This is a genomic window from Calothrix sp. NIES-2098, assembly GCF_963875125.1.
Taxonomy (GTDB): Bacteria; Cyanobacteriota; Cyanobacteriia; order Cyanobacteriales; family Nostocaceae; genus Aulosira.
In genome coordinates this window covers 144,589-157,486 of sequence record NZ_CAWNKJ010000002.1, presented here as the reverse complement: position 1 = coordinate 157,486, position 12,898 = coordinate 144,589, and the positions used below count along the sequence as shown (strand labels likewise).

15 protein-coding genes are annotated in these 12,898 nt (G+C 41.5%); 7 read left to right on the top strand and 8 right to left on the bottom strand.

Features of this window, described 5'->3' with window-relative positions; genetic code table 11:
* Positions 1 to 235: 235 nt before the first annotated feature.
* From AACU33_RS37090 to AACU33_RS37075, 4 genes are all read right to left on the bottom strand, one after another.
* The gene (locus AACU33_RS37090) at positions 236 to 382 is read right to left on the bottom strand and encodes a hypothetical protein (protein ID WP_339376581.1); all 147 of its coding nucleotides are present in this window, start codon (positions 380 to 382) and stop codon (positions 236 to 238) included.
* Positions 383 to 415: 33 nt separating this feature from the next.
* The gene (locus AACU33_RS37085) at positions 416 to 820 is read right to left on the bottom strand and encodes a hypothetical protein (RefSeq protein WP_096595715.1); all 405 of its coding nucleotides are present in this window, start codon (positions 818 to 820) and stop codon (positions 416 to 418) included.
* Between the two features lie 291 nt (positions 821 to 1,111).
* Positions 1,112 to 1,483, bottom strand: coding sequence for a hypothetical protein (locus AACU33_RS37080; RefSeq protein WP_339376580.1), 372 nt, complete (start codon positions 1,481 to 1,483; stop codon positions 1,112 to 1,114).
* A gap of 223 nt (positions 1,484 to 1,706) precedes the next feature.
* Positions 1,707 to 2,039, bottom strand: a complete 333-nt coding sequence (locus AACU33_RS37075; RefSeq protein ID WP_339376579.1) for a hypothetical protein — start codon at positions 2,037 to 2,039, stop codon at positions 1,707 to 1,709.
* Here AACU33_RS37075 and AACU33_RS37070 point away from each other — a divergent pair.
* The 3 genes from AACU33_RS37070 to AACU33_RS37060 all read left to right on the top strand — a co-directional run bounded on the left by AACU33_RS37070 (position 2,031) and on the right by AACU33_RS37060 (position 3,513).
* Positions 2,031 to 2,357, top strand: a complete 327-nt coding sequence (locus tag AACU33_RS37070; protein WP_096595709.1) for a hypothetical protein — start codon at positions 2,031 to 2,033, stop codon at positions 2,355 to 2,357. The two genes, AACU33_RS37075 and AACU33_RS37070, sit on opposite strands and share 9 nt — an antisense overlap.
* Positions 2,357 to 2,536 (top strand): hypothetical protein, encoded by a 180-nt coding sequence (locus AACU33_RS37065; protein ID WP_096595708.1) that lies wholly within the window; start codon positions 2,357 to 2,359, stop codon positions 2,534 to 2,536. The genes AACU33_RS37070 and AACU33_RS37065 overlap by 1 nt, the downstream gene beginning before the upstream one ends.
* A gap of 650 nt (positions 2,537 to 3,186) precedes the next feature.
* Positions 3,187 to 3,513: a hypothetical protein gene (locus AACU33_RS37060; protein ID WP_096595705.1), complete on the top strand. Its 327-nt coding sequence runs from the start codon at positions 3,187 to 3,189 to the stop codon at positions 3,511 to 3,513.
* Between the two features lie 239 nt (positions 3,514 to 3,752).
* Here the strand turns inward: AACU33_RS37060 and AACU33_RS37055 are convergent, their stop codons facing one another.
* On the bottom strand, positions 3,753 to 5,333 hold the full coding sequence (locus tag AACU33_RS37055) for a B12-binding domain-containing radical SAM protein (RefSeq protein ID WP_096595703.1): 1,581 nt from the start codon (positions 5,331 to 5,333) through the stop codon (positions 3,753 to 3,755).
* 595 nt (positions 5,334 to 5,928) lie between these two features.
* Between AACU33_RS37055 and AACU33_RS37050 the strand changes: the two genes are divergently transcribed.
* Positions 5,929 to 6,216, top strand: a complete 288-nt coding sequence (locus tag AACU33_RS37050; protein ID WP_339376578.1) for a hypothetical protein — start codon at positions 5,929 to 5,931, stop codon at positions 6,214 to 6,216.
* Positions 6,217 to 6,338: 122 nt separating this feature from the next.
* On the opposite strand, the gene AACU33_RS37045 is transcribed toward AACU33_RS37050, so the two are convergent.
* Entirely contained in the window at positions 6,339 to 6,920 is a 582-nt protein-coding gene (locus AACU33_RS37045; protein WP_096595701.1) for an Imm21 family immunity protein, read from the bottom strand.
* 369 nt (positions 6,921 to 7,289) lie between these two features.
* On the opposite strand from AACU33_RS37045, the gene AACU33_RS37040 reads away from it, so the two are divergent.
* The gene (locus tag AACU33_RS37040) at positions 7,290 to 8,429 is read left to right on the top strand and encodes an ISAs1 family transposase (protein ID WP_096595559.1); all 1,140 of its coding nucleotides are present in this window, start codon (positions 7,290 to 7,292) and stop codon (positions 8,427 to 8,429) included.
* 224 nt (positions 8,430 to 8,653) lie between these two features.
* Here the strand turns inward: AACU33_RS37040 and AACU33_RS37035 are convergent, their stop codons facing one another.
* Positions 8,654 to 9,442, bottom strand: coding sequence for an eCIS core domain-containing protein (locus AACU33_RS37035; RefSeq protein WP_096595699.1), 789 nt, complete (start codon positions 9,440 to 9,442; stop codon positions 8,654 to 8,656).
* Positions 9,443 to 9,847: 405 nt separating this feature from the next.
* On the opposite strand from AACU33_RS37035, the gene AACU33_RS37030 reads away from it, so the two are divergent.
* Together AACU33_RS37030 and AACU33_RS37025 are read left to right on the top strand one after the other, a co-directional pair.
* Entirely contained in the window at positions 9,848 to 9,991 is a 144-nt protein-coding gene (locus AACU33_RS37030; RefSeq protein ID WP_339375996.1) for a hypothetical protein, read from the top strand.
* A gap of 35 nt (positions 9,992 to 10,026) precedes the next feature.
* On the top strand, positions 10,027 to 11,373 hold the full coding sequence (locus tag AACU33_RS37025; RefSeq protein WP_339376501.1) for an IS110 family transposase: 1,347 nt from the start codon (positions 10,027 to 10,029) through the stop codon (positions 11,371 to 11,373).
* A 135-nt stretch (positions 11,374 to 11,508) separates the two neighbouring features.
* On the opposite strand, the gene AACU33_RS37020 is transcribed toward AACU33_RS37025, so the two are convergent.
* Positions 11,509 to 12,864 carry an eCIS core domain-containing protein gene (locus AACU33_RS37020; RefSeq protein WP_339376577.1) on the bottom strand — a complete coding sequence of 452 codons (1,356 nt, stop codon included), beginning with the start codon at positions 12,862 to 12,864 and terminating at the stop codon, positions 11,509 to 11,511.
* Between the last annotated feature and the right edge of the window lie 34 nt (positions 12,865 to 12,898).

The following is a 12,898-nucleotide window of genomic DNA, read 5'->3' as shown; positions in this document are numbered from 1 at the left end:
CATTGGACATCTGCATATAAAATACAGTTATCCTTATACTTCTTCAAGGCAAGCCCTGAAGTTAAGTAAGTTGAATGAACGAACACCAAAGCAGCTTGTTAGTAGTACCTTTTCCCTTTTCCACCCCATTCACTCATGATTTTCCAAGAAGTACCAAATTCTTATGCTGCGAGTGTCGCTCCCGAACAAACAGGGGGTGGGGGACAAAGTAACTAGAATCAAAGATAGCAAATTTTCAAGACTTAAAGCAATTGGCACGAATAAATTTTTCTGCAACATCTTTTACTTGGGGATTTTCCGATACCTGGCACTGGTTCCAAGGTAGGCTCAATTGCCCTGGTGATGAATTCTTTTTATTCACAGGCTTCTGTTTTATATTCATCCCGCCCAGCAACTTGCTACCCCACTGTTTTAATTAAAAATACTGCCGTAACAAAGGGTAGAGTGCTGCTGCAATATTCTCGAACTCATAGCCATCGGGATAGGGACAACTAATTTCTTCCCCATCTTCATTACTCCAAGACTGAGTATTGTAATCAAAAGTTAATATCGCTCTCCGCCACCATCCAGATAGTGATAGCTGTCCGTTTCCATAACTAACTGTGAAGTCTATTTCTTTGTCGCGGTAAAAATCATCAGTTGGATTATTTGATGGGCGTTTGCGTGGGTCAAAACTTTCAGCGAGATACCCCTGAAATTGAATCTCAATATAATTAGCCTCAATTGTGAAAACTAGTTTATAACGCCTATGTGGATAATACTGTGCTGCAATTTTAGATGCTGCCAGTTCAAATTCTAGTGGCAATGATTGCATATTCATGCTTCATTAACTCTCATATTAAAGCGCGTTATCGTTATAAATTTAATCGTTAACTAAAAAAGTATTGTCTGATTTAGAAAATACTAGTTGACAACCAAATTCTACAACATAAACCTTTGTCAACTCGTATTTTTCAGCATTTTCATCAAATAGGCAATTAACTGTTTTAACTTCCTCCCTGCCTGAATTGCAGTATTTGAATGTTCCTGTTATCTTTCGTGCTTTCATAATTCTTAGAGGAAAATTTATATTGTCTTGGAAGCGATGCTTACGGTTCTTACGCTTCCTACGCTAATCTTTTATATATTCCATAGTGGCAATTCTAATTTGTGCTGATTTTTCTTCATCATCTGGATGCCAGGCTAAAAAATCATATCCATCCTCAGTTTTTTGATAATCATACTCAAGCTCTAAAGCATGAGCAGCTTCGATAAAATTTTGTAAATTGCCACCAGCCCATTTAATTTCATCATCTTTCATGCTATCAACTATCAAAGCTGCGGGATAACCTTGCTGAATTTCAAATAATTGGCTTTGATGTTGCCAAGTCGTGCAAGTGCGGCAGCTATAGCCCCAGTCATATTTTAAATCTTTGTAATGCTGGGTTTTCATACCACAATTGCGGCAGTATAGGAATTTTGATAGGTCTAATGTAGTTGTCATATTATTTATTAATTGTTTATAAATTTAGCTTTCCCAAGAGAAAGACTGCGATCGCTACTGATTTAATTCTGCCCAGATTGATTTAAATCATCTTCGTAAATAATAAAATTTCTTGTTTCCATTTCCTTAAAGCATTCCTCTTCAAGTAAGCAGAGTGTATCATCTGGTAAGATTTTTAATATAATCTTAATTAATTTCTTAATCATAAGTTCGTGTCCATAGTTTAATTAAAGTCAATAGGTTGATTGTGGAAATGATTGTAAATCGTGAAAGCCTCAAACCATGTTGGTAATATATGCTCTATATCTTCTAGTTTATTCTCTTGAGTATCAACTAAGCCATGCTTAACAACTACTCTAGACAATGGTTTCTCACCATCTGCTGTAAATTTCTCAATCAGGATACTGCCAGCCTTTCTCATGGCTGCTGTACCATCCCCAAAAGCTGCATTAGTTCCAAGATGGGTTACACCGATAAATCTTTCTTTGGCTTTTCTAGTATCGCTGGCAGAAAAATCTAACGATTGGTTAAAAGGAGAATAAGTAAAATGGTTCAATCAACATCAGAATTAACAACAGCACAAGTATTAGAAGCTATTAACGCGATTATAGATGTTTTGGGAACCCCTGAAACCGATGCTCAAATTGATGCTTTGAAAGCATTTCATCAAAATAATCATCAAGTTGTAAAACGTTTGGCATCTACCAATCTCTCTGACAATTACTGTAAAGCACTGGGGTATTTGGGCGGTGCGCTCAAGCTGACCCCTAACACTGATACCATCCTGGCAGAATCAGCACGGGCGGCGGCTGAGTTTGCTAAAGAAAGAACATTGAAACAGTTAGGGGCTGCGATCGCTACTGCACTAAACTAATGACCTCAGAACAACGTCACGAATTAGTTCATGAGTTTGCAGTCCAAGTTGCAACTTTCATAGGATGTGATTCAACTGCTCTTACAATTGATTTCTTAGCAGAAACAGATCCAAGGGCAAAACGCGCTCTTGAACTAGCAAGAAAGTTGGTTGATGCAGTTGAGCAGGCAATTTCTTAGAGGAAAAAGGCGAGCGCAATTCTAAACGGCGCTTGCCTTTTTCCCAACAACTAATGAAGAAAAACTATGACTAATAATAAAGACAAGATTAAGCAGATAATTATTCAATGTTCAAATGGAGTTACTGCAAGCGAAATATCTAAAAAACTAAACTATATTTGCACGGATACTGTATATAGGAACGCGAATAAATTAGTACAAGAAGGTTTAGTCGAAAAAATAAAAGATGGCAATAGATATAGATATCTGCCAAAAAATAAGCTCTAGCGTGCGATCGCCTTTGCGCTTGAGTCTAGAGGAAGCGATCGCATCCACTTGCGTCTATTAAAAGTTTTCTATAAGAAAGTTAAATAATGCACCCAACTATCAAACAACCTATTTCAGCTAATTAAACCCCCAAATTAGCGAAAACTTGTTGCCATAGATCTTGCGTATGCTCCAGCCACCAACTCAGCGAAAGGAGATGGTGAGCGATCAAAGTGGCTATAACAAAGTGTGATAAATCAGTTTTTCAGGTCGATATTTTGGGAGATATTGGATTTTCTTAGGAATACATGAAGTTTCACAGATTTATGTCTCGCTCTTGGTTGATAAAGCGAGGAATATTAATAGAATATCGCAGTAGATGAGTACACAATTAGGATAGAAAAATGAACGACGATACACTAAATACCTGTGCTTTACGTTTTGATGGATACAAATATCTGCAACGAACTGGGTTTGACCCAAGCAAAGCAATAGATAATTATTTCTCATCTCAGAAGTGGGATTTACAACCACTCGAAAAGCTGACAGCATTCTTTTTGTTGCAGCGAGCGCTCAACAAGTGGGATTTAGTGAATGAGCCACGAGACGGGCAATTCTGGAAGGCTTTTGAATCGCTGTTTAACGAGTGCAAAGAAATGGAAATCCCAGAAGAGTATCGGCAGCAGGAGTACTGCAATAAATGGGAGATGTATCAGCGTTCGCGGTTATAAAAATAAGCAGAAAAATAGGGGCATAGCTACTGACTAGCCCCTTAATTTTTTACTGCATTAATTTTTTCTAAAACTACCAACGTTTGCCCAATTCTCATTGCAGAGCTAGAAGCATTCTCAGTTGCCGATTACACCAAATCCTAAATTCGTGGAATGAAAGTAATGGGGATGATTCGACCAATGCTCGACCTCACGACCGGATTTGGTGTCCTCTGTGATTGAAGCAAGAAAACAGGTTTTTACATGGAGCTATCTGTTGCTAATTCAGTATTTTTCGGCTCGCGCGATAAGTAATCAACCAGTTCGACTTCAACTTCTTCCCATATAATCTGACGATATTCAAGAAAATGTTCGATATGGGCGCAACTGGTCAGATAATGCGTGAATACTCCTGGGTTTTTCTGAATAATTGCAAATAGCTGTTTCCAGAACTGCCAGCGAGTGCTGCGCTTGATTCCTTGCCGCCAGAAGATGATGAACAGCGCCCGAATTTCCATTAACTCCAACATCTGAGGATTTTTCTTTTTATGAGAAATCGGTGTCATAGTCAAATAATGGCGGTAAACCCGCGCCAAATAGCGATCGGGTTCGTACAACTGCCAGAAGCACTTGATATACTCCTGGGCAATTTCCTCTAATGGGCGGGTTGGAACAAAGTTCATCAGCGTTGTTTGTTTTCCGCTAACCGCTTTGTGTTCTGTCTGTAAGCGCCCCTCTTTCTCAAGTCGATGCCAGAGTGCGGTTCCGGGCAATGCTTGCAGCATTCCGAAGAGTGCTTGGGGAATAGCAGTGGCTTCAACAAAGTCAATAATGCGATCGCCAGCGCCTGATTTCTCGTCATCAAACCCAATGATGAAACCTGCCATTACCCGTAGCCCTGCTCGATTAATGATTTGAACTGACTCTACAAGAGAGTTGCGAGTGTTTTGAAATTTTTGAGTCAGAGATAAGCTATCTGTGTCTGGCGTTTCAATACCCAAAAAGACAGCACTAAAGTTAGCGGCGATCATCAGAGCCAGCAATTCCTGATCTTGGGCTAAATCAACCGAAGCTTCTGTTGAGAGGCTGAAAGGGTAGTCATGTTCTGCCATCCAGGGTACCAGTTCTCGTAGCATCAGCTTGGCATTGCGTTTGTTGCCAATGAAGTTGTCGTCTACGACAAAGACCGATCTACGCCAACCCAGGTCGTAGAGCCTTTGCAACTCTGCTAACAGTTGGGCAGGTGTTTTAGTGCGTGGCTTGCGTCCATAGAGGACAATAATGTCGCAGAATTCGCATTGGTACGGGCACCCCCGCGAGAACTGAACCGACATATCGCTGTATGCATTGAGATTGAGCAGATCAAATCGAGGAATGGGTGTAGTGGTAACATCAGGCTTTTCGCCATTGGCACGAAAGATGCCATTCGTTTCTCCTCGTTGCAATGCTTCAACCAGCATCGGTAGAGTGATTTCACCTTCATCCAACACCAGAAAATCTGCCCCAGCCGACTGCGCCGCCTCAGGTACGGAGGTGACATAAGGTCCTCCAACCACGACTCGTTTGCCCTGCCGCTTCGCCGCTGCAATCAAATACAGCATGTCGTCTTTTTGCACGATCATGCCGGAGATGATCGCCAGATCTGCCCAGTCCCAATCTGCTTCAGTTTCATAACCAACGTTCCGGTCTACCAAGCGAAATTCCCAGGTTTGAGGCAGGATAGCTGCAACAGTGATCAAACTCAAAGGTGGAAGAGAAACTTTACGTCCAATTAATTCCAGAGCTTTGTCAAAAGACCAGAATGATTTGGGAAACAGAGGATAAAGTAATAGAATTCGCATAAAAGCTGTTTGATACAACAAAAAACAACGTAGCCATAAGGGTTTTAGGCTACAAAAATTAGAGTCTTCAAATGGTATAATCTTTCATTGATGACTTTTCCCGTTAAGTCCCTCAAGATCGCTGCCAACCTTCTCTACGAGACGCTACGCGTTGCCGCCTCATCGCCACGAGTTCTAAAATCTGGAATCGAGATACTGTAAACTTGGCGCAAGTAAGGAAACACCTAAGAAAAAAATCTGATTACTCCAACTTTGAGTGTTTAGCTATTTGAATATTTGCCATGCTATTGCCTCTCTAGAGATTACAGTTCATAGTTGTACTATAGAGTAATTAAATACACCGTCAGCTGCTCAAAGTAGACAGCATAATGGTTCCATGAACCTATCCCACTAATTCCAGAATTGTGGTGGTCTGTACTTAGCGATCGCCTCTCACAAATACCCTGCAAATCTCTCCCTCTGCCTTTCTTCGGTAAGTAAGAAAGCAACTAAGAAAAAATCTGATGACTTAGCTAAAAAGCCTGATTTATAAAGGTTTTGGCTGCTAATGTCTCGCAACACTTTTGCTGAGTCGTGGCTATAGGTGCACTGAAGAATGCGATCGCCTAGCAAATCCTACGAAGCTTCCATGAATGGATTTTCTCACACACATCACTGTGCCAAAAGCGATCGCTTTCACAAATCTCTACAAACAAAGCGATCGCATTCTTCATCACCAAAGCAATACACGCGATCGCACTACAAGATCCGCGATTACACTTTACAAATCAAGCGATCGCTCTGTTCCTCACCCAACAAATTTCCACCCGATCGGACTTTACAAATCAGGCAATCGCTTTCACAAATCTCCACAAACAAAGAGATCGCACTCTTCATCATCTAACCAATACACGCTATCTCACTTTTGCAACTCAAAGTGATCGCTATCTTCATTACCCAACCAATTTCTACGTGATCGCTCCCCATCTTCTCAAAAATCAATTGACAAGCGATCGCACAACCATATCAGGGGATAGCTTCGAGTTTGTGTAACCTTAAATGTGTAGATATATCAGGTTGATACTCAAGGGTTGCCAATTCATAATTTCCTGGATTTAATGTAATAGCTAGTGATTCATTGTCTTTTATGTTTATCCCTGGACTAAAAGAATCTATTAATTTAAAACTAGACGACTTTGCATTAAATATTCCATTTCTCTCCCATCCCTTTTTTGGTATGCCATTCAAACTTCTTAGTATGGATTCTTCATCGTTTGCATAAATCCATCTTATAAAAATTCCTCCTGAATCATCGGCGTAAGGGAACCAAGCTGTAGTAGCTGGTTCATCCCCTAGTACGATTACTTGTTTGCCATCTAAATCTATTATTCGGCAAAGATTAGGATATTCACAAGCTTTTCCATAGTGAGTCTTCTGGGGATTGAGAAAATCTTCTTCTAGTACCAAACCTCCTCCTTCCAAATGAATTTCTACTTTGTTTTCCTCAGTGGTGAACGAATAGCCTCCGAACCATTTGTTTAGATCTAGCGTATGAATGAGGACGAAAGGACCTCCAGTTGAAGAAATCCATTTTAATCGACTTTTCATTTTTTGTACTGCTCCTCTGCTTTAAGTAGAGCGTTCTCTGTTACACAGAGTATTTGAAGTTAATTAATTCCAAAACCATTGTCCCTGTACACCTGTTGCCCAATCACTATCATTTGCGCTCCGTAGTGTTTTCATTTCCTTTTTATACCTAGCTACTACAGCAGCTTGCATATTTGAATGGGTTAGACAATGTGGATAAAAGCCAGGGCAAACGCATCTAAATATAGTACAAGAATACTAAAAAAGGGCTAAAAGCAGGAAAATCTAGCGGCAAAGTTCCGTCTTAGTCGGTGGTATGGAGGATAACTAAAGCGACTAGGATGGTAAAGTGATGGATGGTCAAATGTAGAATCAAGTACCTAAAAAAGCGTGAAGCTCAAGCCCAAAATTACAATTGCTGACCACTTTGCACAGATGGAAGATCCAAGAGTAGATCGCACAAAACGGCACAAGTTAATTGATATTCTTACCATTGCCATCTGTGCAGTAATTTGTGGAGCAGATAGTTGGGTGGCAATTGAACTATATGGCTGCACGAAATATGAATGGTTAAAAACGTTTTTGGAGTTACCAAACGGGATACCATCACACGATACATTTGCAAGGGTATTTGCTCAATTAGATACCCAAAAATTCCAAGAATGTTTTCTGTCATGGATGAGAACAATACAAAAGATAACGTCAGCGGAAATAGTAGCAATTGACGGTAAGACTCTATGTGGTTCTAATGATAAAGCATCTGGGCAAAGTGCGATTGAAATAGTTAGTGCCTGGGCAACGACAAATAGAATGGTGTTAGGTCAAGTAAAAGTAGATTCTCATTCCAATGAAATTACAGCAATCCCAGAGTTGTTAAAGGTGCTAGAACTGTCTGGGTGTATTGTGACAATAGATGCAATAGGCTGTCAAAAAAATATTGTAAAGTTAATTGCCCAGCAAGATGCAGACTACGTAATTACCTTAAAAAAGAATCAAGGAAATCTTGCTAATGAAGTAGAAGAACTGATTGCTGAAGGAATAAGAACAGGCTTCCAAGGATTAAAGCATAGCACGTATAAAACAGAAGAAGTTAGTCATGGTCGTCACGAAATTCGTCATTATCTAATGATATCTAATATCGGAAATAAGCTTGACCCAGATTCAGTTTGGGCAAAATTAAATAGCATAGGCATGGTGGAGTCTGTACGGGAATTAGATGGCGAGACAACTGTAGAAACCCGTTATTTTATTAGTAGCCTGGAAGATAACGCCCAAAAGTTTGCTAATTCTATTCGCAGCCATTGGGGAATTGAAAATTCACTACATTGGGTATTGGATGTAGCATTAAACGAAGATAATTGCCGCATAAGAAAAGATAACGCACCACAAAATTTTGCAGTTCTGCGCCACATTGCAGTGAATCTATTAGGTAAAGAGAAACGGGTGAAGGTAGGAGTAAAAAACAAACAATTTCTAGCTGCAATGGATAATCAATATTTAACTAGATTACTTTCCTTAGCTTCAAGCTGATTTTATAGGACATTGAATCAGGCTATAACTAATTTTCTATTCAGGTCGCAGTTATTAAGTCATCTTGTTCACTTACTGCTAATTGTTGATTTAAAATCATATCTTCAGGGCAAATATTAAATTTTAAATATCTAAGGTTATCCTTTGATTTGTATTCAATATTTATCTCAGAAAACTGTCTTTATTCTAGATATTTGAATTTGCTTTCCAATTCTTATTAGCAATTAAGATGCGTTCGCCCTGGGATAAAAGCGAATAGTACCTGTGTAACCACCACCCACAAGAGAGTCTGGTGGTTCATGATCAGGTATGAAATTTCCTACCTGTTTTCCTTTGACTATTGGGCGGTTTGGTTGTGATACTGTTCCGGGATCTTTTGTTCCGCAGATACAACATCCATATTGGTCGCCCTTTGCATTAAGCGCCTGTCTTTCCGCTACTGTAAAATTATGTCCGCTGCGTCCCGCTGTATAAGCATTAAGGTTAGTATTCCATCCAGACAATAATTGTGATCCACCCACAGAAGTCTCTACATTTTGCACAGCCTGATCACTAGCATTCTGTGCAGTAGGTATAGCTGCAAGGCGCTGAATTAGTCCTGTTTCTCTGTGATTAGAGGTGGGTTTGTCTAGATCTCTTACTTGTTCGTTTTGTTGGGCTAATTGAATGTTCTGTGGTACAGCACCACCCTGATCCTGCTGCATCACATGAGTCAACTCATGGGCAATCAACTCCTGCTCATATTTGTCCCCTGGCTCTCCAATAGTCAACTTGGCCTGCACCTGGGTTGTACTTCGACTGGCTAACAGCCGACTCGCCGCCCGATTCCCTATCATCTCCTGAAGTGTCAACACCTCATCCGCATTCAGCGAGTTAGGGTTAAGTTTGGCTCTCTGGATGAGCATTGCCGGATGCGTCGTATTTGCTTGCGGCGTTGGTCTATACGTTGTCTGTTGTCCTTTTTGCAGTGGCTCGTTACCTTTCTTGAATATCTGCCTGGATTGGTAAAACATAATATTGCGCTATGTTGGGTAGCTAAATTATCGCTCTATAATTAGTAGATTCAATTGAGTACGTTGTCAGGTCAGATTACCAGGATTTCTTGCCTCAACACCACCTATGAGTGAGTGATCACACTTTGGAAACTCAAGGCGATCACACTCATCACTCAACCAATACACGTGATCGGTCTCCATTTTGTCAAAAATCAATTGACAAGCTATCACAATTAGACAGTCGCGACAAGAGCGAGCGCACTGTACGTGATATAAGCGCCCAAGGGGCGCGATTACACGCCCGCAATAAATGAAAGAAACACAGTTAACAAGAGTTTTAATACTAATAACTTATACACTAAAAAAGTATCATGACAGTCAAAGCCGTTATTACACTGGTACAGTATTCGTCCGAATGTAAGCGTGGTTCTGGGTGTTGTTGGCAATGGTATTGGTGAAGTAGTTAAAGCTACTATCCCGTTTAGGAGATTAGATTTACTTGCCCACCCAGGCATGGTACACCCAATTAAAATCAGCGATGCAATCAATGCTGCCCTTGTCGCATGAGCAACTACAAAAAGCCAAAAAAACAAGATTTGGAGATGAATTTACTATCCCAAATCAACCCAAATGCCGCAGGAATAGATATTGGTGCTGATAGGCATTGGGTAAGTGTGCCTAAGGGGAGAGATGAGGACAATATACGCAGTTTTGCTTGTTTTACTGCCGACCTCTATGCAATGGCAGAATGGTTAAAGCAGTGCCAAATTGAAACCGTAGCAATGGAATCGACAGGGGTTTATTGGATACCTGTATTCCAGATTTTGGAAAGTCGAGGTTTTGACGTTAAACTCGTCAATGCTCACTATGTTAAAACTGTACCTGGTCGGAAAACTGATGTATTAGATTGTCAGTGGCTACAACAATTACATACTTACGGTTTACTATCCGGCTCATTCCGTCCCGAAGACCAAATATGTAAGCTTCGCAGTTACATACGTCAAAGGGATAATCTGATTAAAAGTGCCTGCATCCATGTACAAAGGATGCAAAAAGCGTTAACACAGATGAATATACAATTACATCGAGTCATCAGCGATATTACAGGCACTACTGGCTTGAGCATAATTAGAGAAATTGTATCTGGGGAACGAAACCCAGTGAAATTAGCAAGTTTGAAGGATGGGCGTATTAAAGCCAGCTTAGAAGAAATAGCTGCTTCTTTAACTGGAGACTATCGTTCAGAATTAGTTTTTATCCTTGAGCAAGAATTAGAACTTTACGAGTTTTATCAAGCTCAAATCCAGAAGTGCGATACCCAAATTGAGCAATGTTTGGCTTCATTTACTGATAAAGTTGATGTGGAAAAAAAGCCTTTAGCTAAACCCAAGCGTCGGGGTAAAAAGCAACCAGGTAATGCACCACAGTTTGATTTACGTACACATTTATATCGCATCAGTGGTGTCGATTTTACTGCTGTTGATGGTTTGGGTGCTTTAACTGTACTGGTACTGCTTTCTGAAGTTGGTTTAGATCCAAATCGCTTTCCTACTGTTAAGCACTTTACTTCTTGGTTAGGTCTATGTCCTGGTAGTCGTGTTACTGGCGGTAAAGTTAAAAGTTCCAAAACTCGCCCTGTTGCCAGTCGTGCTGCGACTGCTTTTCGCATGGCGGCACAAACTCTATGTCGCAGTCATTCTGCTTTAGGTGCATATTACCGTCGTATGCAATCACGGATGGGCGCTCCCAAGGCAATTACTGCTACCGCTCATAAACTGGCACGTATTTTTTATCGCCTTTGGACATCTGGCGAGCACTATACTGACCCTGGCATTGATGCTTACGAGCAACAGTATCAAGACCGGATACTTAAAAACCTCAAGAGAAAAGCTCAAGCTTTTGGCTTAGAACTCATCCCTATTTCCAACGCTACGGAATGTGTTTCTTAGGAGATATCCATGTCATCATGATATCAGCGTAGGAGCGATTACTTGACTTTTAAGCCAGTTGCTACAAGATCGGGCGATCGCACTTACGATAACGGAGGGTCAGAAAACATAGATGGTGCGTTACATACTTCTAGCTTATGATATCGGTTTAGTTAATGAAGACATTATATCTTCAAATGACTGATCATATGCTCTCAACTGATCTACCAGTTCTCCTCGGACACGTAGTTGCTTTATATCGTAGTTGTCACTAAAAGCCGGATTGTCTCTCGTGTTTCCACCGTCGTCGCCTGTCGTGTCTGGCCAATAGAATAGGTTTTTAGGGTTGTTAGCTGTTGAGGCTATAAGTTCATCTATACTATTTTCTATTTCTTGACGATTGAATCCCGTCTCATTGGGCAATACACTTAGCGCTACCTGAGACAATCGCCAAGCTACTTCGTCAGCTTTCCGATGGACGAGAGCCTCTCGTACTTTGTCTCTAACCTCTTTGTACGGTATGTGATGATTACACACTGTGCGTGTCGGTATAAGCCCGAATCCCGCATTTGCCCAGTATACCTTCGCAGCATTTCTTTCCGCAGTTGTCATATCAACCCTCTCGTGCGTGATGCTCTCTAACTCACTACTATGAGGTACCCCAGTCTCCTTGCTGAACTCCGTCGCGGTCTTCTTCTGGAGGCTGATGACTCCTCCTGCTAGGCTTATGTTCTCTTTCGATTCCTGGTTGCTTGGGTCTCCATCCTTTTCCGGCGTCCGCAACTCCCCCCCATTCTGCTGCACCACATGGGTCAACTCATGGGCAATCAACTCCTGCCCCCCGCGACTCCCCGGCTGATATGCTCCCTGCCGAAAGAACACATCCTGCCCTGTGGTAAACGCCTTTGCCTGAACCGATTGATTCAACTGGTCAGCCTGTGCATCCGTGTGAACCTTCACCCCACTAAAATCTGCCCCCATAGCCTGCCCCATTGACTGTTGCAGACCCGCATCTAAAGGCTGTCCACTTCCCCTGGCACTGTTAATTGCCGATTCCAAATCCGTTGAAGCTTCCCCAACCGCGATCTCTTCCCGACGCTGTAGGATTGACTTCGCCTGGAGTTCCTCTTTCTTTTCTTCCTGACGCTGTACCGACTGCCCTTGATTTGACTGGGCAGAAGCGGGAGCATAGAGTTGTTCGACTACCTGAGAAGCAACCCTATCTGCCTCTTGCTCGTATTTGTCCCCTGGCTCTCCAATAGTCAACTTGGCCTGCACCAGGGTTGGACTTCGCCCCGCCAACAGCCGACTCGCCGCCCGATTCCCTATCGTCTCCTGAAGTGTCAACACCTCATCCGCACTCAGCGATTTGGGGTCAGCTTTCGCCCTTTGAATCAATGTTGCTGGGTGCATCACATTGACCTGCGGCACTGTTGTATTTCTTGTCGTTTGTTGCTTTGGCAGTACCTTATCACTTTTCTTCGATATCTGCTCTTGATGACGGTGAAACATAACATTATCTCCAGATGTAGAATAATACGAATTT